The sequence below is a fragment of the Streptomyces sp. NPDC051662 genome (genome assembly GCF_040681655.1).
Lineage (GTDB): Bacteria > Actinomycetota > Actinomycetes > Streptomycetales > Streptomycetaceae > Streptomyces.
Genome location: NZ_JBFAZD010000007.1, coordinates 1 through 21,630 on the forward strand (window position 1 = coordinate 1; position 21,630 = coordinate 21,630).

A 21,630-nucleotide genomic window follows, 5' to 3' on the forward strand; every position below is an offset into this window, starting at 1 on the left:
GCGGAGCGCCAGAAGTTCTGGGTGGCGTTGCCGTTGAACCAGCCGGCGTCCACGGTCACATCACCGTTGAAGGTGGTGTCGTCGGGCGAGAGTCCCAGGCCGGAGATCGAGGTGTAGAAGCCGAGCTGGGCGTTGATGTTGTTGTACGTGCCGGGCTTGAACAGCAGTTGGTAGCGGCCCGAGCCGAACTGCGCCGACTCCTGCTGCCGGAAGATCTCGTCCAGCCGGCCCTGGATGTTCGGCGTCGACGGATCGAAGACCACCACATTCGGCCCGAGATCACCACCGCCCGGGAGCGGGTCCCCGCCGCCCGAGGTGCCCCCGAAGACCTGGAACTCCCAGAGCGAGTAGCCCCATTGGGTGGCGCGAGCGGTGCCGTACACCCGCACGTAGCGGGCGTTGCCCGAGACGTTGAGCGTTTCCGTGCCACCGGGACCGGTGGTGGTGGAGTACGCGGTGGTCCAGCTCGTGCCGTTGGTGGAGAGCTCGATCCGGTACGCGGTGGCGTACGCGGTCTCCCAGCGCAGCACGATCTGGCTGACGGCGGCGGTGGCGCCGAGGTCGACCTGGATCCACTGCGGATCGGACGCCGCGCTCGACCAGCGGGTCCCGTTGTCGCCGTCCACGGCCCCGGTGGCGGGGGTGCCGGCGTTCTCCTGGCTGGAGGCGGTCACGGGCTTGCCCTGGGAGAGCAGGGTGGGCGCGGCCTGGGCGGAGGTGCCGGGGACGAGGAGTAACAGGGAGGCGATCAGGGCCGCCGCGAGGGAGGCGGCCGGCCAGCGTCGGCGCGCGGGGCGCCGACGCGCGGGCGAGGGTCTCCGGAATACCGGCGAAGCGAGCGGAGGAGCGTGCATGGGCAGGTCTCCTGAGTGTCGGGCGATGCGGGAGCACGGCGGGTGACAGAGAGCTTGGAGAGCGCTCTCTGAGTACCCGAGATGGTTCTCCCGTGTTTCGTACACGTCAAGAGTTGCGCGCGAAGCGGCCGGACCCGTTCCGCGGTGAACAAGAAATCACCGTCGGGGCGCGGCTGTTGTGGTTGTTTGTCCCGCGTCCCGGGTGGGTGTCGTTTCAAGGTCTGACGACGGGGGTGCGCCTGTGGTGTCCGGCGCGTTCGACACACGCTCCAGCCACTCGCTCAGCAGCGCGGCCTCGGCGGCGGTCAGGGCCGTGGGCGGCGACCGCCGGATCAGTGCTCCCAGCCGTGTCGCGGCGGCCGGGGTGTCGGCGGGGGCCGTGGTCGCGTCCTCGGCCGGGGTCTCCCCGCGCATCGCCTCCGGGGTGAACACGGCGGCGTGCACCGCGTCGCGGACCCGCCGTGACATATCGGGGTCCGTGAAGGTGGCGGGGCGGGCGACCAGCGTCAGCGCCACACCGACATTGGCCGACATGACCATCTGGGCGGCGAGTTCGGGGGAGATCCGCAACGCGCCCCGGGCCGCCGCCCGTTCGAGATCACGGGTGAGGATCTGATGGGCCGCCAGGGCGGAAGCCGGCGGCTTGCGCATCAGTGGGGAGTTCATCAGCCGGTACAGGTTGGGATTCGCCAGCGCGAACGCCACATGGGTGTCCCAGCCGTCCCGCAGATCCTGGATCGGGTCGGCCCCCGGCTGATGAAGACGCTTGGTCGCCAGGTAGGCGTCGAAGCCGTGGTCGACGACGGCGGAGAGGAGTCCCTCCTTGTCGCCGAACTGCCGGTAGAGCACCGGCGCGCCGACCTGGGCGGCCTCACAGACCGCGCGCGTGGAGATATCGCCGTTCGGCGACTTCGCCACAAGGTCGGCGGCGGCCTCCAGGATGCGTGTGCGCGTGCTCATGAAAGGGATGCTATCAATCAGGGCGTAGCGTCGCTATCACACGGGCACGGGAACCACCGGACGGGGCGCTGTCAGAGCAGTCTCCACAGATGGTCGTCCGTGCCGTTGTCGGCGAACTGGACCACCTGGGCGCTGTTGGCGGTCGACACGCCGTCGACGCCCAGCACCTTCCCGCTGTGCTTGTTGCGGATGCGGTACCAGCCGTCGCCGCTGTCCAGCAGCTGCCAGAGATGGTCGTCGGTACCGTTGTCGGCGAACTGCACCACCGGCGCGCTGTCGGCGGTGGACATGCCGTCGACGCCGAGCACCTTGCCGCTGTTCCCGTTCCGGATCAGGAACCAGCCGCCCCCCGCGTCGGTCAGCTGCCAGGCATGGTCCGCCGTACCGGAATTGTCGAACTGCACCACCCGGGCGCTGTCGGCCAGCGACATCCTGTCCACCGCCAGCACCTTCCCGCTGTGCTTGCTCTGGACGCGGTGGAAGGCGGGTTCCGGTGTCCAGGGACGGCCCTCGGGGTGCGCGGTCGGGAAGGCGGTGACACGCAGCCTGGCCGCGCCCATCGGGATCAGTGTGACCCGCTCCACCGCCGAGGTGCTGCGGGCCGGGCTGTCCTGGAGGGGAGCGACGACCCGCTGGTCGTCCGCGACCCACTCGGTGATCCGCCGGGCGGGGGCGGTGATCCGGACCGGTGTGCCCTCCTGGGTGAAGGGATCGCCGGACAGCGGACCGCTGTCGGCGGAGAACCGCAGATCCGTCGGTGGATCGGCGGGCCGGTCGGTGGCGAGGCCGTAGTTCCACGGTCCGCCCGCGTGCACGGCGAGTTCGGGGAAGTCGTCCGTCCCCGCGTAGCGCTCGTACCGCTCGCCGATCCGCAGGGAGTAGGTCAGCGGGCCGTGGTCGACGCTCACGGCGCCGTGGTTGTCGCCCCAGCGGCGCACGGTGGTGCGCTGCGGCAGCCGCAGAGTCACCCGGTCACCGTCGCGCCACATACGGTCGACCTTGACGAAGGCCGGGCCGGGTGGGGCGGCTGTCCGCCGTCCGCCGACGGAGAGCTCGGGTTGTTCGCACCAGCCGGGAATCCGCAGATAGAGCGGGAAGCGGAGAGGGCGCGGAGTGGCGACGGTGAGGGCGACCGTCTCCTTGAAGGGGTAGTCGGTGTCCTCGGTGACGGTGATCTCCGTACCGTCGGCGACCTTGGCGCGGACACGGCTCGCCGCGTACATCGCGGCGGCCAGCCCCCGGTCGGGGGTGGCGAGCCACAGCTCCTCGGTGAAGTAGGGCCAGCCCATACCGTAGTTGTGCGGACAGCAGCGGTACTGGTCGACACCGGGCTGGAACGCCTGCATGGCGAAGCCGTTCTGGAACTGCCCCTGGGTCTTTCGGGAGTTGTCGAGATCGACGCTGTTCGCGGAGGTGATGTAGTGCACGCCCCGGCCCCCGGGGTCGGTGGCGGCCGGGAGCATATTGAAGGCCAGCTCCTCGCAGCGGTCGGCCCACGCCGGGTCGCCGGTGATCCGCGTGAGCAGTTCGTGGCTGGCCATGAACTCCACGATTCCGCAGGTCTCGAAGCCCTGCCGGGGGTCTCCGAAACCGGGCCTGGCGTTCTCGTCCCCCGCGAATCCGCCCCCGGGGAACTGGCCGTAGGAGCCCATGATGGAGGCGTAGTTGCGATAGGTGGAGCGAGTGAGTTCGGCGGACCCCGAGCGCAGGGCGTACTGCGCCGGCTCGCGGAAGCCCTGCGCGATATTGACATTGTGCAGATCGGGGAAGTGGTCGACCCAGTTCGCGCCGTGTCTGTGCATGGTGTCGGCCAGGTCGAGGAGGAAGGGCTCGTGGGTGCGGTTGTAGACCCACATCGCGATGTCGAGACCGTCGCCCCAGCGCTTCGAAACCCAGCTGGAGTCGAAGGCCCCGGGGCCCTGCGCGTTCATATAGCGGAGGAAAGGCACCATGAACGGCAGGATCCGCTGGTCGCCGGTGAACTCCTCGTGTGAGCGCAGCGCCTGGAGCAGCGGCAGATAGGGCCAGAAGTCGGGGCCGCCGTTGAGCGCGGTACGCAGCCGGGTGGGGCCGAAGAAACCGTCCGGCCGCTGAGTGGCGAGGATCGCGTCGATCCAGCGGCGGCTGGTGGCGAGAGCGTCCGTGTCGCCGGTGAGCGCGGCGAGGCTGACATATCCGCGCAGCCAGTAGGTGACTTCCTCCCAGCCGTCCTTCTCCGGATGGACCCAGCCGGACTCGTCGAACCGCAGGAAGCGGGAGATCTCGGCGTAACGGCCGAACAGCCCGTCGAGGAGGAGGCCCAGCTGCCCCGAGAGCCAGCCCCGGGCCGTGACACTGCCGAGGGGGAGCTTCTGGAAGGCGGTGGGGGCGAGGGGCGCGGCGTTCGGCGCGTACCAGCCTCCGGGTGCCGGAGCCACGGCGGAGGCGGAGGGCGCGAAGGGACCGAGGAGGACCCCACCACCGAGAGCGAGGGCGCCGGTGTGCAGAAAACGTCGTCGGTCGAGCATGATCAGGGACTCCCATCCATGTCAGTGCCGAGCAGTACAACGTTGAAAACAGCGGGAGTTGGCATCACAGCACGCGGCTGTCGCTCTGTCCAGGTGTGCGGCGCGGCGACCCCGGAGGCCCTGGACGGGCCTGGTCACGGGAGTGGTCGGGCGACTCTCTTGATCTCGTTAACAATGCGACATTTTGCCGGGAAAGTTACGCTACATGCGTTCGAGCGCCACGAAACAAGGAGCCCGGCCGGCTGACCGGGCTCCCAGCCCACCTCCGGAGCGGGGGCATGGCAGGACGCGATCGGGACCGGGACCGGCCGGTGATCGGTGCGGACGAGAGACTCGCACTGAACCGCATGGGCAGCTTCGACTGGGACCTCGAAAGCGGGGCCTTCGAGCTGGATGCGGCGGGTCTCGCTGTGTTCGATCTGCGCCCCGACGAGTACGACGGTGTGGCCGAGACCCTGATCTCACGCGTACCCCGCGAGGAGGGCCTGCGCCTGCAGGCCGTGGTGGACGCGGCGATCCGGAGCGGCCGGACCTCGTACGGCTCGTACTTCCAGCTGACGCGCCGCACCGGAACACGGCAGTGGACCCATACGAGGGGCCGCATCCTGCGCGACGAGCGGGGCCACCCGTACCGTATCGTCGGCATCGTGCGGAACGCCACGGCGGACCTCTCCGAATTCACCGTGGTCAACCCGGCGGAAACAGGCCGTACGGACATGACCGGCATGGTCCACAGCGCCACGGACGCACTCTCCCGGGCGATCACCGTGGACGATGTCGCCGCCGCGCTGACGGGCGCGGGCGGTCTTGAGCACTTCGGCGCCGACGGACTCGCTCTCGGTCTGGTGGAGGGCGGCGCCCTGAAGCTCATCGCGCTGGCAGGCGAGTCCATCGAGGTGCTCGACGACCTGCGCCTCCACCGCCTCGACGGCTCCCTGCCGCTCGCCGAGGCGGTCCTGAACCAGCGGCCGCGGTTCGTCAGCTCACTGCGCGACCTGGTGATCGACCGCTTCCCCCGGCTGCGGCCGTACGTCCGGGGCCTCGGGGCCAACGCCGCCGCCTTCCTGCCACTGGTCGTCCAGGCCCGCTCCATCGGCTGTCTGGCGCTCTTCTACCGGCGGCGTACGCACTTCTCGGCCGAGGACCGCACCCTGCTGATGGGCCTCGCGGGCATCGTGGCCCAGTCGCTCCAGCGCGCGATCCTCTTCGACCAGGAGCGCGAGTTCGCGACCGGCCTCCAGGCGTCCATGCTGCCCAGGGACATCCCGGAGTTCCCCGGCGCCGAGATCGCGGTCCGCTATCACGCGGCCTGGAGCGGCAGAGAGGTGGGAGGCGACTGGTACGACGTCATCACCCTGCCCCGGAGCCGGGTCGGCGTCGTCATCGGTGATGTCCAGGGGCACGACACACACGCCGCCGCCATCATGGGCCAGCTCCGTATCGCCCTGCGCGCCTTCGCGGGCGAGGGCCACGCACCAGCGACCGTCCTGGCGCGCGCCTCGCGCTTTCTCGCCGAACTCGACACGGAGCGCTTCGCGACCTGCGTATACGCCCAGATGGACCTGGCCACCGGCGGGATACGCGCCGTGCGGGCCGGTCATCTCGGCCCGCTCGTCCGGCACAACGACGGCAGAATCGGCCGGCCCCATCTGCGCGGCGGACTGCCGCTGGGGGTCGCCACGGCCTTCGGACAGGAGGAGTACCCGGAGACCCGGCTCGACCTCGTACCGGGCGAGACGCTGGTGCTGTGCACCGACGGGCTGGTCGAGGAGCCCGGCAGCGATATCTCGGTGGGGATGGACGCACTCGCCGAGATGGTGCGGACCGGGCCCGGGCGGGCGAGCGAGCTCGCCGACCATCTCTCGGAGCGGCTGTGGGAGCGCTGGGGGACGGGCGACGACATCGCGCTGCTCGTGCTGCGCCGCCGCCCCGACCCCGGCACCGACCAGGCGCCCCGTATCCATCTGTACGTCCACCAGGCGGACCCGGAGGGCCTGGTCGAGAGCCGTGCCGGGCTGCGCCAGGCGCTGGCGGACTGGGGGCTGGCCGAGCTGATCGACGATGTGGAGCTGGCCGCAGGCGAGCTGCTGGTGAATGTGCTGCTCCACACCGAGGGCGGCGCGGTACTCACCCTGGAGGTCCTGCCGGAGCCGGTGCGCCGCGTACGCCTCTGGGTCAAGGACCGCTCCAGTGCCTGGCCCCGCCGCCGGGAGCCGGGCGAGGCGGCCACCTCGGGGAGAGGGCTGCTGCTGGTGGACGCGGTGGCCGCGCGCTGGGGGGTCGAGCCGCGCGGGTCCGGCAAGGCGGTCTGGTGCGAGTTCCGGCCGGCGGGCGGACGGGGCTGAGAGCGACCGGGTCCGGAGCGGCGCTCAGGCCGGGTCCGGTGCGCTGCTCAGGCCGGGTCCGGTGCGCCGCTCTCACTCGGCGGATATCGGCGGACGGGTCCGAACGCGGCGTCCCCGGATCCGGGCGGCGAGGACAATGGTCCCGTGACGTACCACTATCGCGTGCTCGGCACCACCCGGGCCGTTCGCCGGGACGGGACCGAGGTGCCGCTCAGCGGGGCCCGGCTGCGGGCGCTGGTCTGCGCGCTCGCCGCCGCCGGGGGCCGGGCCGTGGGCACCGGACAGCTGGCGGACCAGATCTGGGGCGAGGACGCGCACGCGCCCGCCGACGAGGTCGCCGCGCTCCAGGCTCTGGTGGGGCGGGTACGGCGGGCCCTCGGGAGCGCGGCCGTGGCCTCGGAGCCCGGCGGCTACCGGCTGCACGCGCACCGCGACGACATCGACCTCTTCCGCTTCGAACGGCTCGCCGCCGAGGGCACCGCGGCCCTCGGCGCGGGCGAGGTCGGACAGGCGGCCACGGTGCTGGACGAGGCCCTGGCGCTCTGGGACGGGCCCGCGCTGGCGGACCTCCCTGGCCGGGAGGCCGACCCACGAGCCGTACGCGCCGAACAGCGGCACACCGAGGCCCGCCGCGCCCGGCTGGCCACCGACGTCGCGGCGGGCAGGCCGGACCGGGCCCTGGCAGGTCTCGCCGCCCTCACCGCCGGGCAGTCGCTCGACGAGCCCCTCCACGCGCTGCGCATCCGGGCTCTGCGTGCGGCGGGCAGACCGGCCGAGGCGCTTCAGGCGTTCGAGGAGATACGCTCCCGGCTCGCCGAGCGCCTGGGTACCGGACCCGGCCGTGAGCTGCGCGCCCTGCACGCCGCGCTGCTGGCCGATGACGAGCCCGCGCCCGCCGCCCCGGCGGCCTCGGCGACACGGCCCGCCGCGCCACCCGCTCCCGCCGCCCTGTCCGCGCCCGCCGACCCGGCCGTCCCCGGCAACCTCAGAACCCGTCTCACCTCCTTCGTCGGCCGCGAGCCGGAGCTGGCCGCGCTCGCCGCCGAACTGCCGGCCGCGCGGCTGATCACGCTGACCGGCCCCGGCGGCGCGGGAAAGACCCGGCTCGCGCTCGAAGCCGCCCGCGCTGCCGCCGGGAGCTGGCCGGACGGCGTCTGGCTGGCCGAGCTGGCACCCGTACGCGACCCCGCAGCCGTCGCCGAGGCCGTGCTCACCGCGCTCGGCGCCCGCGAGACCGTGGTACGCCCGGCGGCCGGGGACGGTGCGCCGCGCGACCCGCTGACCCGGCTCGCCGAGTACTGCGCCCAGCGCCGGCTGCTGATCGTGCTCGACAACTGCGAGCATGTGATCGACACCGCCGCCGGGCTGGCGGAGACACTGCTCACCGGCTGCCCCGGAGTGAGCGTGCTGGCCACCAGCCGCGAACCGCTCGGCGTGCCGGGCGAGTTCGTCCATACCGTCGGCCCCCTGCCGCGCGACATGGCGCTCCAACTGCTCGCCGAACGCGGCGCCGCCGCCAGGCCCGGATTCCGCACCACCGACGATCCGGTCGCGTGCGCCGAGATCTGCCACCGGCTCGACGGACTGCCGCTCGCCATCGAGCTGGCCGCCGCGCGGCTGCGCGCGTTCGAGCCCCGGCAGCTCGCGGACCGGCTGGACGACCGCTTCCGTCTGCTCGGTGCCGGCAGCGGGGCCCGGACCGTACTGCCGAGACAGCGGACCCTGCGGGCCGTCGTCGACTGGTCCTGGGAGCTGCTCACCGAGGGCGAACGGGCCGTACTGCGCCGTCTGTCGGTCTTCTCCGGCGGCTGCGCCCCGGCGGAGGCCGAGGCCGTGTGCGCGGAGAGGCCCGAGGACGGCAACACGCTCGGGCTGCTCGCCTCCCTCGTCGACAAGTCACTGGTCGTCGCCGAAACCGGAGGCGCGGACGGTATGCGCTACCGGCTGCTGGAGACCGTCGGCGAGTACGCGGCCGAGCGGCTGGACGCGTCGGGGGAGCGGGCGGCCGTCGAACGCCGTCATCTGGCCGTCTACCGAGAGCTGGCCCGTACCGGCGACCCGGAGTCACGCGGTCCGCACCAGGCCCGAGTGCTCCGCCGGTTCGAGCGGGAGCACGACAATCTGCGGACCGCGCTGCGCACCGCCGTGGACCACAAGGAGGAGCAGGAAGCGCTCTGTCTGGTGCTCTCGATGGGCTGGTTCTGGCAGCTGCGCGACCACCGGTCCGAGGCCAGTGCCTGGTCCAGCGCCGCCGCCGCGCTCGGCCCCGACCCTTTCCGCGCGCCGGTACGGCCCGCCGTACCCCTGACCGAGCCGTGCACCGCGCACGCCCCGCCCTGGTCGGAGGAGCGGCTGTGGGAGGCGCGGCGCGGAGCGCGGCTGCTGGTGCTGGCGAGCCGCGGCGAGGCCGATGCCTCCGATCCGACCTGGCCCGGTACGCCGGCACGGCTGCGGGCGGTCGTGGCGGCCTACCGCCCCGGGCTGCCGCAGATCTGCCGTCAGCCGGGCACCATGTGGTTCATCGCCAAGCTGATGGTGGGGGACTTCCCCGGGATCGGCGCGGCTCTGGACGCACAGGTGCTGGCCTGCCGGGAACAGGGGAGCGGCTGGGATCTCGGGCTGGCGCTGACGCTCAGGGCGCAGCTGGTGGGCGGTCGCCCCGACGGACCGGCCGGAGCGGCGCGTGACGCGGACGAGGCCCTGGCCTGCTTCGAACGATCGGGGGATCTCCATGGGATCGCCCAATCCCTGGGGGCGCGTGCCGAGTTGTACGAGCAACTGGGACGGTACGAGGAAGCCGCCGCCGACTTCGCCCGCGCGATGGAGAGCTGCGCGCCGATCGGCGCGCACGCCCAAGTGCCCCTGTTCAAGGCCCGGCTGGCGTCCGTACGCCTGGAGTCGGCGGAGGATCCGGCCGCGGAGCGGGACGCCGAGCGGCTGCTGATCGAGGCGGTCGAGGAGGCCGCCGAGGCGGCCGGATACGCCGAGGGCACGGCCCGGCTGCTGCTCGCCCGGCGCTTCGGACGCACCGGACGGACGGATCGGGCACGTACGCAGCTGCGCGCCCTGGAGACGGACGAGGCGGACGAGGCGGCGGAGGGCGCGGCGGGCGGGGCCAGGGTCGGCGCCGCCGAACAGCCCTTCCTCGGTGGGGTGGTCGCGGGCATGCGGGGCTGGCTGGACTGCCTGGACGGCGAGTTCGAGGGGGCGCGGGAGTGGACCGCCCTGGCCGTACGGCGGCTGGACAGCGTGGCCTATCTCGTCACACCTCAGCTGATCGTCCAGCAGTTTCCCTGCGCCGCCTGGGCCAAGGCACGGCTGGGGGCCGACGAGGACGCGGCGCGACTGCTCGGCGCGTACGCCCGTCATATCGCCCTGCCGGAGGGCTTCCGACTCGGGACCCTCCCGTCCGTCCCGGACGCGGAGATTCTCGCCAGGGCCGAGGAGGCGGTACGCGCGGCCCTCGACGAACAGACCTACGCCCGCGCCCGCGCCGAGGGCGCCGGCCTCCCGGTGAGGGAGGCCGCCGCCCTGATCGGACCTATGCCGGATCGGCCGCGTCCGAGAGGCGTTCACGCGCCTCCGCCAGATCCTCCTCCGTCGGGGCGTCGTCCTGGGTGAGGTCGAGCCGCCAGTAGCCGGAGAAGTGGACCGACCGCCTGTCGAGCCCGCGCTCCGCGAGAAGATGGCGCCGCAGCGCGCGGACCGCGCCCGCCTCGCCGCCCAGCCAGGCGAGGACCGAGCCCGCCGGGAACTCGGCTGCGCGCACCGCCGCCACCAGTGGGCCGCCGCGCCCGGCGGGCGCCCCGCCGCGGTGCAGCCAGTGCACCGTCACCTCGCCCGCCGTCTCGAACCGCTGCTCCTCCGCCGCGTCCACCACCTCGGCATAGACCAGGGCGCGGGCGCCTGCCGGCAGCGCCTCGACGAGGGTGCCGATCGCCGGCAGGGCCGTCTCGTCGCCCGCCAGCAGCAGCCAGTCGGTCGTGCCCAGCGGTACGGGGGTGGCGAAGTACGCGGACGGTCCGAACACGCCGAGTACGTCACCAGGCGCGGCACTCCGTGCCCACGAGGTCGCGGGGCCGGCGCCCTCGCCCTCGCCGTGGAGCACGAAATCGATGTCGATCGTGGCGCGCAGCGGATCGTGCGACCGGACGGTATAGCTGCGCGACCAGGGCCTCTCCGCCTCGGGGATCGCCTGGAACGCGCCGTACCACCGCATCACATCGTCGTCCGTACCTGCCTCCGGCAGCCGTGGGACGCGCTGCCCCGGCCTCGGGAAGTACAGCTTCACCTGCTGATCGGGCCCGTCCAGCGTGAAATCGCCGAGGGAGGGGCCGCCGAAAGTGACGCGTACCATGTGCGGCGAGATCCGCCGGACCCCGGTCACTTCGACGGTCCGTACCGGCAGCGCTCGTGGTGCGGCGCCGCCGTCTGGCTGAGGTGCGTTGTCTGTCATACGGCAACGCTGGCAGCAGGCTCCGACACGCCACCGACAGCGCGCCTACACCGACGCGGCGCCCCGGTCCGGGGCCGGGCAGGGCCTACACCCCGTCCGCGGCTCCGACAGCGTCCACGGCGTCGGCGACGGTGTGGAGGAACCGGGCATGCGCGCGGTGGCTTCCCGGCGCCTCCGGGTTCCACGGCACGATCCGCGCCCGCTCCTCGATGCCGCGCCAGTGCGTGTTGCCCCGGAGCTGTTCGCGCGGCGCCGCGTTCGCGCGTACGTCGGCGAGCACGATGTCCGGTTCCAGCGTGGCCGCCTCGGCCCACTCGACCGTACGCCAGTTGGCCCCGCCGCCCGCCTCGGGCTCGATCAGCGCCACCCCCAGCGCGCTGACGGCCCGTAGATCGGGCCAGGTCCCCGGCCGGGCCAGATAGGCCGTTTCCGGTCCCGCCGCCGAGAGAGCCAGCACCCGGGGCGCGTCGGGGCGGGCCGCCGAGGCGCGCAGCCTGGCCTCCGCCCGCTCCAGGTCCGCCTCCGCGGGCCGGAGCGGCGTACGCAGCGAGCGGGCCAGCGCGGTGAACCGGTCCCTGATCCCGTCGAGCGAGCGGTCCTTCCCCACATCGAGGACGACGACGGGCACCTGCTCCTCCAGATGCTTGGCCGCATCCGGGTCGATGCCGTAGACCTGCCCGCCGCCGTAGCTGACGGCGACGACGAGATCCGGATCGGCCGTGAACAGGGCGTCCAGATCGAGGGCGCTGCCCGCGCCGAAGGAGCGCACTTCGGCGAGGGGCAGCTCGCCCGCCTTCGCCGGATCGGGGGTGTCCCCGTCATGGTGGGATCCGAAGACGCCCAGTGGACGCAGACCGTGGTCCCAGAGGGTCGCGCCCGCCTGTATATAGGCCACCACCCGTGTCGGGTGGCTTCGTGCCACGGTGAGATGGCCGCGGTCGTCCGTGAACTCCCAGCTGTTGCCCGGGTTCATGCCTCGCCTCGTTCCGCTCGTGTTGGTGCGGTGTCCTGGGCGCCGAATCCGTACGCGGGTTCGTACAGGCGCCACCCAGTCTCTGCCCAGCGCGGAGCGCACGGACTCCCGACGAGTGCCGGCCGTGCCCCTGGCGCATACCGGACGGGAGGTGTCACCCAGCCCTCAGGGCTCGATCAGACCGGCCCGGATCGCGTAGCGGGTGAGTTCCAGCCGGTCGCGCAGCCCGAGTTTCTGCAGGAGGTTGGCGCGATGGCGTTCGACGGTCTTGGCGCTGATGACCAGGATTCCGGCGATCTCCTTGGACGTGTGTCCCTCGGCCACCAGCTTGAGGATCTCCTCCTCGCGGGGCGTGAGGGCACTGTCCGGGATGCTGTCGCCCTGCCGTACCCGGTCGAGGTAGTTACGGATCAGAGCGGTCACGGCCCCGGGGTAGAGGAACGGTTCGTCGCGCATCGCGGCCCGGCATGCCTCCACCAGGTCGCGGTCCGCGACGGACTTGAGGACATAGCCGCTCGCCCCGCACTTCAACGCCTCGAAGAAGTACTGCTCGTTGTCGTACATGGTCAGCATCAGGATGCGGGTCTCCGGCTGGAGCCTGGCGAGTTCGCGCGCCGCCTGAAGGCCCGTCAACCGGGGCATCGCGATATCCAGGATGGCCAGGTCGGGCTGGTGGGTACGGGCCATCTCGATGGCTTCCGCGCCGTCGCCGGCCTCGGCGACGACCGTCAGATCCGGTTCGTTGTCGAGGATCAGCCGGACTCCCCGGCGGACCAGGGCGTGATCGTCCGCCAGGAGAATGCGGGTCTGGGTCGCCTCGGGCATGGTCAGTCGCTCCCCTTGATCTCATCGCTCTCGGTGTTCCCGGTGTTCCCGGTGGTTCCGGTGTTCTCGGTGTTCTGGGTGCGCCGGTCGCCGTCGCCGCTGATCGGTACGCGCAGCCGTACGTCCGTCCCACCGCCGGTTCCAGCGCTCCGCGCGCGGCCCCGCCCCACCGACAGCTCGGCGCCGATGAGCAGGGCCCGTTCGCGCATCCCGCGGATGCCCGCGCCCTCCGTCGCCGTACCGATGCCGCGCCCGTCGTCCCGGAGACGCAACTCCACACCCCCGGTGGTGCGCCGGAGCGTGAGAGCCACCTGCCGTGCGTCGGCGTGGCGCACGATATTGGTGAGGCCCTCCTGCGCGACCCGGTAGAGCACCAGCTCGACATCCTCGCCCAGCGGGGGCAGCGCGCTGTCGAAGCCGCACCGTACGGAGAGGCCGGAGTGCGTGGTGATCTCGCCGGTCAGCGCCTTGAGCGCGCTGATCAGCCCCAGTTCCTCCAGCACACCGGGGCGGAGCCGGCGGGCGATCCGGCGGATCTCGTCCAGACTGTCCCGGGTCGTCTCCTGCACATGGCGCAGTTCATCACGCAGCGGTGCGGGCGCCCGGTCGGCGACGCGCTTCAACTCAAGCAGCACCGCGGTGAGGGTCTGGCCGATCTCGTCGTGCAACTCCTGTGCGATCCGCCGCCGTTCGGCCTCCTGGGCGGAGAGCGCGAGCCCGCTGCTGGCGGCCCGTTCGGCCTCCAGCCGGTCGAGCATGGTGTTGAACGTCCTGATCAGATCGGCGATCTCGCCATGCCCCGACACCGCGGGCCTGCGCCCGGGACGCAGCAGATCGGTCGTGGTCATGGCCCGGGTGAGCCGTTGCAGCGGAGCGAGTCCGATCCGCAGCAGCGCGGCGTTGGCGACGAGCATGGCCGCCAGCCCCAGGACCATGATCAGCGCTTCGGTGAGCAGTACGGGGGCGGACACGGTGACGGGGCCGAGCAGCAGCAGGGCGGTGGCCGCGAACAGGACCGCGGCGTTGAGCAGAAAGATCCGCCAGAACAGGGACACGGAACGCGGGCCTCCTCGCAGTAGACGCCCTCCACTATCGCCCGCCCGGCGAGAGCGGTCCGACCGCCGACGCGCGCCTCCGCCGTCCATGGGGGGGCGTACGCCCGCGTATCTACATATCGGCCACCCCCTGATGTGGGTGTCGGCCCCGATGGCGGCCGGGTGCCCCGGCGGGTGATCGTGTGAAGGACCCGACGAGAGGGAACTCGTGGCAGCCTTCGAAGACCGGCGACTCGGCGATCTCGCCGCGCAGCTGCGCCAGGACGACCCCCGGTTCGCGCGCGCCCTGGCGACGGGCTCCCCCTGTAGGCCGCGTGAGTACCGGCACGGCGTCGCCTGGCTGCTGCTGGCCGTCGCACTCGGTGGATTCGTGCTCGGCGTCGTCGTCGGACATGGACTTCTCATCGCCGGCGGCCTCGTGCTGGCCGGGTTGGCCGCCCACCTCTTCGACCCCGACCGGGGCCGCGTCCGGCGGGGCATCGCCCGCACTTCGGAATAGCTCTTTCCGGACCGGACCGCTCTTTTTCTCCCATAAGGCCCAATCTGCACATTTTATTTTACGTTAAAATGGCGATCGGGTGACCGGCGCTCCCTTGAGTGTTGGTGTGCCCATGGCAGTGATTCTGGGCGAACGGTCGGTCACGCGGGGCTTGAGGGGGCGGTTTCCATATGCGCGCTTCCCTGCCCGTACGCCGCGCCGGGTTGACTGACGCCGCGTCAGTACCGTCACGGGTGCCCTTACCGGAGTGTCCCGCACCGTTGCCTCTCGCACCGGTGCTTCCGCATGGCGCATGACGCGGAATCCCTGTCCGCATGACGCGGAATCCCTGTCCGGTGGTGGGCGGCGCACCGTCCCGCCCAGCCGCCAGGCGGGCCCTCCAGGGGGCCGCCGTGCCCGCAGACCCTCACGCCACGCCCGCATGGAGCGTTCTCAATGGAGCCCACAGCTCACGTCAGCAAAACCCCTCTGCCCGGGGTCGGCACCCGCTATGACCTCAGCACCGACGCGGGCAAGCATCTGTCGGTCGTCGTGCACCAGGACGGCCGCCGCATCCTCGCCTTCCACGATCCCGAGGACGACGACAACTGCCGGGACGCCGCGACGCTCGCCCCGCACGAGGCGACCGCGCTCTCCAAGCTCCTGACGCCCGATCCCGTCGCGCATCTGTACCAGCACCTCGAAATCGATCTGCTCACCGAGCACATCCAGATCACCAAGCGGTCCCCGTACGTGGGCCGGACGCTCGGCGCCACCCAGGTGCGGACCCGCACCGGCGCCTCGATCGTCGCGGTCCTGCGCCGCACCGACGCCTTCCCCTCACCCACCCCGGACTTCCGCTTCGCCCTGGGGGACACGCTCGTCGTCGTCGGCACCCGGGAAGGCGTGGACGCCGTCGCCGAACTGATCACCGGAGGATAAGCGCCCGTGCACGACACCACCGCACTGCTCATCGAACTCGGGGCCATCATCCTGGGCCTCGGGATACTCGGCCGGCTCGCGGGCCGGGTGGGCTTCTCCGCCATTCCGCTCTATCTGCTCGCCGGGCTCGCCTTCGGCCACGGCGGGCTGCTTCCGCTCAACGCGAGCGAGGAGTTCGTCGCGACCGGCGCGGAGATCGGCGTCATCCTGCTGCTGCTCCTGCTGGGGCTGGAGTACAGCGCCTCCGAACTCGTCTCGAACCTCAAGACCCAATACCCCTCCGGCATCGTCGACTTCGTACTGAACGCCGTACCGGGCGCCGCCGCCGCGCTGATCCTGGGCTGGGGGCCGGTCGCCGCGGTGGCCCTGGCCGGGGTGACCTGGATCTCCTCCTCCGGGGTGATCGCCAAGGTCCTCGGCGATCTCGGCCGGCTCGGCAACCGCGAAACACCCGTGATCCTCGGGGTCCTGGTCATAGAAGACCTCGCCATGGCCGTCTATCTGCCGCTTCTCACGGCGCTGCTCGCCGGACTCAGCCTCGCGGGCGGGAGTCTCACGCTGCTGATCTCGCTCGGCACGGTCGGCGCCGTCCTCTATCTGGCGCTGCGTCACGGCCGGCTGATCAGCCGCGCGGTCTCCTCCGACAACCCGGAGATGCTGCTCCTGGTCGTCCTCGGTCTCACGGTCCTGGTCGCCGGAGTCGCCCAGGAGCTCCAGGTCTCCGCCGCCGTCGGCGCGTTCCTCGTCGGTATCGCGCTCTCCGGCGAGGTCGCCGAGGGCGCGCACAACCTGCTCGCCCCGCTGCGCGATCTGTTCGCCGCCGTCTTCTTCGTCTTCTTCGGTCTGAACACCGATCCGGCCGCCATTCCGCCGGTTCTCGTACCGGCCCTCATCCTGGCGACCGTCACCACCCTGACGAAGATCGGCACCGGCTGGTACGCGGCCAAGCGGGCCGGAGTGCGGACCGCCGGTCGCTGGCGCACCGGTGGCACGCTGGTGGCGCGTGGCGAGTTCTCCATCGTCATCGCCGGACTGGCGGTCGGGGTGGAGCCGCGGATCGGGCCGCTGGCCACCGCGTACGTACTCATTCTGGTGATCCTCGGGCCGCTGGCGGCCCGCTGGACGGAGCCCCTGGCCCGCCGTCTCACACGCAAGCCCGCGCCGGCCTCGCCCGCGCCGGCGGCTGCCGCCGCCTCCGCGTCGCCGGAGATGACCGTCTCGGCCGGAGCGGAACCGCTCGCGGCGGAGTCGTCCGTAGCGGAACCGCCCGCCACGGAAGCGAATGACGCGGCGCCCAGCCACCCCTGAGCCCGGATCGGTCCGGGCCCCGCTCTGCGCGGGCCCACCGGTGTGAGCCCTTGCGGGCTCCGGCGGGAACGGATCACAGGACGCGCGCCCTCGTCCTGTGATCCGTACTTAAATCTACAGGACTGTAGAAGGATTTCGGGAGTGTGCCTCGCGTGAGCGCGGGGGGCGCCGGGCTCAGTAGCATGTACGACCTGCCCCCGTGATGTGGCGGCGCGGCGGGAGGGAGACATCGTGAGGGTGCACGGCAGTCCGGACGAACGTCCCTGCCGGCGCGGCCAGGGCGAGCTGGAGGCCCAGGTACTCGCCGCGTTGCGGCAGGCGCCGGGGCCCGTCACGGCCGCCTGGGTGCAGGACAGGATCGGCGGGACACTCGCGTACACGACCGTGATGACCATCCTGACCCGGCTCCAGGCCAAGCGCGCGGTGACGCGGGAGCGCGCGGGCCGCTCCTTCGAATGGCGCGCCGCCTCGGACGAGGCGGGGCTCGCCGCACTCCGGATGCGCAAGGTGCTCGACGGGGAGGCGGACCGCGAGGCGGTACTGGCGCGGTTTGTCACCGCGCTCTCGCCGGACGACGAACGGCTGCTGCGCGACCTTCTCGTCCTGCCGGAGGACGGTCCTGACATCGGCCCCGGCCCCGGCCCCGGCCCCGGCCCCGGCCCCGGCGCCGATGCCGATTCCAGGGACGTGCCCGAGGATGGGGCGGGGGCCTGACGGAATGGGGTTGTTCGTCTTTCTGCCGCTTGTGCTGCCGCTGACCGCGGTGCCGATCGCGCGCCTGGCCGAAGTCCATCTCCATCCCCGTGTCGCCACCCGGCTGCTGTCGGCGCTGGCCGGAGTCCTCGCGCTGTGCAGCACCCTCTGTCTGGGGCTGCTGGTGGTGGTCGGTACGGCGCAGCTGCCCGGCAACCCCCTGCCGGACGCCTGGTCGGACCCGGAGGTCAGGGAGGCGGTCCCGTACGACGAGGTGGCGGGCAAGGCGGCCATCGTCGCCCTCGCCGGGGTCGCCGTCGCCTGTGCGGCCGCCGCCGGGCGCCACCGGCGCGTACGCCGCCGCGCGCACCGCGCGCTGGCCGGACTGCCCGACGGTGAACTCGCCGTGCTGACCGACGACGCGCCGTACGCCTACGCGCTGCCCGGCTCCGGTGCGTCGACAGGGTCCGCCGCCGGTTCCGGCGTCGCCGCGCGGGGGCGGATCGTGGTCTCCACCGCCATGCTCGCGTGCCTGGACGACCAGGAACGTACCGCCCTGATCGCGCACGAGCACGCGCATCTCACCGGTCGGCACCACCGGTTCCTGCTGGCGGTACGGCTCGCCGCGCGGGCCAATCCGCTGCTCCGGCCGCTCAGATCGGCGGTCGCGTACACCACCGAACGCTGGGCGGACGAGGAGGCGGCCAAGGTCACCGGCGAGCGTACGGTCGTGGCCCGCGCCATCGGCAAGGCCGCGCTGATCTCCCGGGCGACCCCCACGCCGACTCTGGCCGGTTTCGCCGCGTCGGTGCCGGGGCCGGGGCCGGTCCCGCGCAGGGTGGCGGCGCTGCTGGGGCCCGAGCCCTCCGCCGTCCGCTGGCCACCGATGTTCACGGCGGTCGGGCTCGCGGTCTGGGCGGCGGCTGCCGGCACGCTCGGCTCCGCTCTGTCCTCGGCGAACGCGACCGTCACGCTCTTCCTCGTACTGAAGGCGGCCACGCCCCTCTGATCCGCGCGCCCCCGGGCCCGGACACGCCCCCCGGCCCGATGGTGGTCAGGTCCGGGCGGGCTCGCCGGTTCCCGCTCCGGCCTCGGCCCCGGCCGCTTCATGGGCCTCCGCCGCCCGCGCGATATTGCGGGCCATCCCGCCGAACACCACCGCGTGGAACGGCGAGACGCTCCACCAGTACGCGTGGCCCAGCAGCCCCCGCGGATGGAACAGCGCCCGCTGCCGGAACACCGTACGGCCCTGACCGTCCCGGTCCGCGCGCAGTTCCAGCCAGGCGAGCCCCGGCAGCCGCATCTCCGCGCGCAGCCGCAGCAGCCGGCCCGGCTCGATCTCCTCCACCCGCCAGAAGTCCAGCGAGTCACCGACCCGTAGCCGCGCGGCATCGCGTCTGCCCCGGCGCAGTCCGACCCCGCCGACGAACCGGTCGAGCCAGCCACGTACCGCCCAGGCCAGTGGGAAGGAGTACCAGCCGTTGTCACCGCCGATGCCCTCGATCACGCGCCACAGCGACGCGCCCGACGCGCGCACGGTCAGAGCGCGGCGGTCGGTGTAGAGGCTGCCGCCCGCCCAGTCCGGGTCGGTGGGCAGCGGATCGCTCGGCGCACCCGGTACGGAGGCGGACGACCAGCGAGTGGTCACCTGGGCGTCCTGGACGCGCCGCAGGGCCAGTTCGACCGCGCGGTCGAACGGGATCTGACCTTCCGGGGGATCGGGGATGTACCGCGTGATGTCCCGTTCGCGGCAGACGACCTCATGGCGCAGGGACTCCGCCAGCGGCCGGGCGATCGAACGGGGGACCGGTGTCACCAGACCGATCCAGTGGCTGGACAGCCCCGGTGTCAGGACGGGCACCGGAAGGATGAGCCGTCGGGGCAGCCCGGCCACCGCCGCGTACCGGCGCATCATGTCCCGGTACGTCAGTACGTCGGGGCCGCCGATGTCGAAGGCCCGGCAGACCTCGGCGGGCAGCCGCGCGCAGCCCACGAGAAGGCGCAGCACATCGCGGACCGCGATCGGCTGGATGGCTGTACGCACCCAGCTCGGCGTCACCATCACCGGCAGCCGCTCCGTCAGATAGCGCAGCATCTCGAACGAGGCGGACCCCGAGCCGATGATGACCGCCGCGCGCAGCACCACGGTCGGCACTCCGGAGCCGAGGAGGACACGGCCGACCTCGGCGCGCGAGCGCAGATGCGGCGAGAGTTCACGCTCCGGGACCCCCGCCGGGGTGAGCCCACCGAGATAGATGACGCGCCGTACGCCCGCGGCCCTGGCCCGTGCCGCGAAGATCTCGGCGGCCCGGCGGTCCGTGGCCGCGAAGTCCCGCCCCGTACCCAGCGCGTGCACCAGGTAGTACGCCACCTCGATGCCGTCCAGGGCCGCCCCGACCGACGCGGGGTCCGTCACATCGCCCCGTACCACTTCGGCGCGGCCGGCCCAGGGATGGTCACGCAGCTTCTCCGGCGACCGGGCCAGACAGCGCACCGTATGGCCGGCGTCCAGCAGCTCGGGCACCAGCCGGCCGCCGAGGTATCCCGTGGCCCCGGTGACCAGACAGCGCGCCCGCTCCGGAGGGGCCGAAAGGGCTGAAGCGGCCGAAGCGGCCGGGAGGTCCGATTCGTCCGATGTCATGTGCCACTCCCAGGGATCCCGTTCGGGGTGTCTCAGGTTCCTCAGGAGTGAGCCTGTGCCCGGAACGGGCGATCGGCAAGGCGGCGAGGCGCGTGAGGCGCGCGAGGTGGCGGGGCGGGCGAGGCGCGCGAGGTGGCAGTACCTCGCGCGCTCATGCCCTCTCCGGCCTCCGCGGCGGATCCGTCGGTGCCGGCAGGGGAGGCCCGAACAGCACCGCGCGCGCCACCCGCGGCGCGAAGAGCCCGCTGACCGGCGCGGTCAGCGCGCACGCGGCACGGAACGCCGCTCCGACCACCGGATCGCCGGGAGCGCGGTCCAGCACCCGTGCGACGTACCAGGCGCCGGGACGGTCCGCCAGCCGCGTCCGCGCCACGTTGCCGATCGCCCCGGGCAACTCCCTGTCGGCGCCGGACGCGATGTCCCAGGACTGCCGCGCGGCCCCGAGCAGCGCCCGCTGTACGCGCCGGGTCGTCGGCGCCCGGCGAGGGTCGGCGAGCGCGTCACGCAGTGCGAGCGCGCCGAGCGCGGCGACCGTCATGCCCTGCCCGTACACCGGATTGAAGGAGCACAGAGCGTCGCCGATGGCGAGGAACCCGGCCGGCCTGCGCCCGCGGAGGTCATAGCGTCGCCGGACACTGGCCGTCGAGCGGAACGCGTGCACGGCCGAGTCGGGCCGCGCCTTCAACAGCCAGTCGTGCAGCACCGGATGGGGGAGCAGGGCCGTGAACTCGGTGAACGCGGCCTCGTCCGAGGGCGGTTCGCAGCCGCGCAGTCCGCTGAGCGTGACGAGATAGCGACCGTTCTCGACGGGCAGGGCGACCGCGCCGTAGGGCTGGTCACGGCCCGGGACGAAGTAGTAGCCGGGACAGTCGGTCCCGTCGGTGGATTCCGGCGCGTGATAGAGCCGGGACGCGTAGGCGAGTCCGGAGTCGAGCGTCTCCTCGTGCGCGGGCTCGGCGCCGATCCCGGCCAGCCAGTCGGGCGCGTGGGTGGTACGTCCCGAGGCGTCCACGACCAGATCGGCGGTCAGCGACCGTACGCCGAGACGGCGGCGGGCCCCGCGCCCGCGGAGCCGTACGCCCCGGACGCGGGCCGCGTCGCCGATCAGCCCCACGACCTCCGTGCCCTCCAGGAGTGTGATCCGGGGATCGGCCAGGACCCGGCGCCGCACGAGCCACTCCAGTACGGGCCGGGTGCCGGTGAGGAGGTGGACGCTGGAGGCGGTACGGCGGTAGAAGCGCCCGTTCTGCCACTGCGCCAGGTCGCCCGGCATCCCGATCCGGGGCGCGCCCTGCTCGCGCAGTTCGGCCACGATTCCGGGAAGCAGCTCCTCCAGCGCGTGCCGGCCGCCTTCCAGCAGGACATGGAGATGACGGCTCTGCGGGACGCCCGCCCGGGGCTCCGGGCCTTCGGGCAAGCGGTCGCGTTCGACGAGGGTCACCCGGTCCGCGTGGGCGCTGAGCGTTCGGGCCGTCAGCAGGGCCGCGATGCTCCCGCCGACGACCACGGCATGGCGGGTCCCGCGGTCCGTGGAGCCGGTCGGTCCGGTCCCGTCGGCCGGGTCCCTCTCCACGTCCGCCGCGTTCACCATGC

16 protein-coding genes are annotated in these 21,630 nt (G+C 72.6%); 7 read left to right on the top strand and 9 right to left on the bottom strand.

The annotated features are described in order from the left end of the window. The 3 genes from AB0M67_RS13850 to AB0M67_RS13860 all read right to left on the bottom strand — a co-directional run. The coding region (locus tag AB0M67_RS13850; protein ID WP_365745563.1) for a discoidin domain-containing protein at positions 1-854 on the bottom strand (854 nt) is incomplete at its 3' end. Between the two features lie 156 nt (positions 855-1,010). Further along, positions 1,011-1,814: a TetR/AcrR family transcriptional regulator gene (locus tag AB0M67_RS13855; RefSeq protein ID WP_365745564.1), complete on the bottom strand. Its 804-nt coding sequence runs from the start codon at positions 1,812-1,814 to the stop codon at positions 1,011-1,013. Positions 1,815-1,885: 71 nt separating this feature from the next. Next, complete coding sequence (locus AB0M67_RS13860) at positions 1,886-4,321, bottom strand: beta-L-arabinofuranosidase domain-containing protein (RefSeq protein ID WP_365745565.1); 2,436 nt, start codon at positions 4,319-4,321, stop codon at positions 1,886-1,888. Between the two features lie 278 nt (positions 4,322-4,599). Between AB0M67_RS13860 and AB0M67_RS13865 the strand changes: the two genes are divergently transcribed. Both AB0M67_RS13865 and AB0M67_RS13870 read left to right on the top strand, forming a co-directional pair. Then, positions 4,600-6,666, top strand: a complete 2,067-nt coding sequence (locus AB0M67_RS13865) for a SpoIIE family protein phosphatase (protein WP_365745566.1) — start codon at positions 4,600-4,602, stop codon at positions 6,664-6,666. Between the two features lie 144 nt (positions 6,667-6,810). Next, positions 6,811-10,287, top strand: a complete 3,477-nt coding sequence (locus tag AB0M67_RS13870) for a BTAD domain-containing putative transcriptional regulator (protein WP_365745567.1) — start codon at positions 6,811-6,813, stop codon at positions 10,285-10,287. Here the strand turns inward: AB0M67_RS13870 and AB0M67_RS13875 are convergent. From AB0M67_RS13875 to AB0M67_RS13890, 4 genes are all read right to left on the bottom strand, one after another. Then, positions 10,208-11,122 (bottom strand): siderophore-interacting protein, encoded by a 915-nt coding sequence (locus AB0M67_RS13875; protein WP_365745568.1) that lies wholly within the window; start codon positions 11,120-11,122, stop codon positions 10,208-10,210. The two genes, AB0M67_RS13870 and AB0M67_RS13875, sit on opposite strands and share 80 nt — an antisense overlap. Positions 11,123-11,207: 85 nt before the next feature. Beyond that, complete coding sequence (locus tag AB0M67_RS13880) at positions 11,208-12,095, bottom strand: ABC transporter substrate-binding protein (RefSeq protein WP_365745569.1); 888 nt, start codon at positions 12,093-12,095, stop codon at positions 11,208-11,210. Between the two features lie 165 nt (positions 12,096-12,260). Further along, the gene (locus tag AB0M67_RS13885; RefSeq protein WP_365745570.1) at positions 12,261-12,920 is read right to left on the bottom strand and encodes a response regulator transcription factor; all 660 of its coding nucleotides are present in this window, start codon (positions 12,918-12,920) and stop codon (positions 12,261-12,263) included. A gap of 2 nt (positions 12,921-12,922) precedes the next feature. Further along, on the bottom strand, positions 12,923-13,975 hold the full coding sequence (locus AB0M67_RS13890; RefSeq protein WP_365745571.1) for a HAMP domain-containing sensor histidine kinase: 1,053 nt from the start codon (positions 13,973-13,975) through the stop codon (positions 12,923-12,925). A gap of 208 nt (positions 13,976-14,183) precedes the next feature. On the opposite strand from AB0M67_RS13890, the gene AB0M67_RS13895 reads away from it, so the two are divergent. The 5 genes from AB0M67_RS13895 (at position 14,184) to AB0M67_RS13915 (ending at position 18,405) form a co-directional block, all read left to right on the top strand. Beyond that, complete coding sequence (locus AB0M67_RS13895) at positions 14,184-14,474, top strand: DUF3040 domain-containing protein (RefSeq protein WP_365745572.1); 291 nt, start codon at positions 14,184-14,186, stop codon at positions 14,472-14,474. A 435-nt stretch (positions 14,475-14,909) separates the two neighbouring features. Further along, positions 14,910-15,395 carry a TrkA C-terminal domain-containing protein gene (locus AB0M67_RS13900; protein WP_365745573.1) on the top strand — a complete coding sequence of 162 codons (486 nt, stop codon included), beginning with the start codon at positions 14,910-14,912 and terminating at the stop codon, positions 15,393-15,395. Positions 15,396-15,401: 6 nt separating this feature from the next. Beyond that, positions 15,402-16,703 (top strand): cation:proton antiporter, encoded by a 1,302-nt coding sequence (locus tag AB0M67_RS13905; protein ID WP_365745574.1) that lies wholly within the window; start codon positions 15,402-15,404, stop codon positions 16,701-16,703. A gap of 228 nt (positions 16,704-16,931) precedes the next feature. Further along, the gene (locus AB0M67_RS13910) at positions 16,932-17,417 is read left to right on the top strand and encodes a BlaI/MecI/CopY family transcriptional regulator (protein WP_365745795.1); all 486 of its coding nucleotides are present in this window, start codon (positions 16,932-16,934) and stop codon (positions 17,415-17,417) included. 4 nt (positions 17,418-17,421) lie between these two features. Beyond that, the gene (locus AB0M67_RS13915; protein WP_365745575.1) at positions 17,422-18,405 is read left to right on the top strand and encodes a M56 family metallopeptidase; all 984 of its coding nucleotides are present in this window, start codon (positions 17,422-17,424) and stop codon (positions 18,403-18,405) included. Positions 18,406-18,450: 45 nt separating this feature from the next. On the opposite strand, the gene AB0M67_RS13920 is transcribed toward AB0M67_RS13915, so the two are convergent. Further along, a complete protein-coding gene (locus tag AB0M67_RS13920; RefSeq protein ID WP_365745576.1) occupies positions 18,451-20,037 on the bottom strand; it encodes an SDR family oxidoreductase in 1,587 nt (528 codons plus the stop codon). 151 nt (positions 20,038-20,188) lie between these two features. Then, positions 20,189-21,628 (bottom strand): FAD-dependent monooxygenase, encoded by a 1,440-nt coding sequence (locus AB0M67_RS13925; RefSeq protein ID WP_365745577.1) that lies wholly within the window; start codon positions 21,626-21,628, stop codon positions 20,189-20,191. Positions 21,629-21,630 lie beyond the last annotated feature (2 nt).

What these genes read in the sequence shown, in the direction of transcription:
- AB0M67_RS13925 (WP_365745577.1), bottom strand. Translation starts at nt 21,628, where the DNA reads ATGGTGAACGCGGCGGACGTGGAGAGGGACCCGGCCGACGGGACCGGA.
- AB0M67_RS13855 (WP_365745564.1), bottom strand. Translation starts at nt 1,814, where the DNA reads ATGAGCACGCGCACACGCATCCTGGAGGCCGCCGCCGACCTTGTGGCG.
- AB0M67_RS13880 (WP_365745569.1), bottom strand. Translation starts at nt 12,095, where the DNA reads ATGAACCCGGGCAACAGCTGGGAGTTCACGGACGACCGCGGCCATCTC.
- AB0M67_RS13920 (WP_365745576.1), bottom strand. Translation starts at nt 20,037, where the DNA reads ATGACATCGGACGAATCGGACCTCCCGGCCGCTTCGGCCGCTTCAGCC.
- AB0M67_RS13865 (WP_365745566.1), top strand. Translation starts at nt 4,600, where the DNA reads ATGGCAGGACGCGATCGGGACCGGGACCGGCCGGTGATCGGTGCGGAC.
- AB0M67_RS13885 (WP_365745570.1), bottom strand. Translation starts at nt 12,920, where the DNA reads ATGCCCGAGGCGACCCAGACCCGCATTCTCCTGGCGGACGATCACGCC.
- AB0M67_RS13860 (WP_365745565.1), bottom strand. Translation starts at nt 4,321, where the DNA reads ATGCTCGACCGACGACGTTTTCTGCACACCGGCGCCCTCGCTCTCGGT.
- AB0M67_RS13875 (WP_365745568.1), bottom strand. Translation starts at nt 11,122, where the DNA reads ATGACAGACAACGCACCTCAGCCAGACGGCGGCGCCGCACCACGAGCG.
- AB0M67_RS13900 (WP_365745573.1), top strand. Translation starts at nt 14,910, where the DNA reads ATGGAGCCCACAGCTCACGTCAGCAAAACCCCTCTGCCCGGGGTCGGC.
- AB0M67_RS13915 (WP_365745575.1), top strand. Translation starts at nt 17,422, where the DNA reads ATGGGGTTGTTCGTCTTTCTGCCGCTTGTGCTGCCGCTGACCGCGGTG.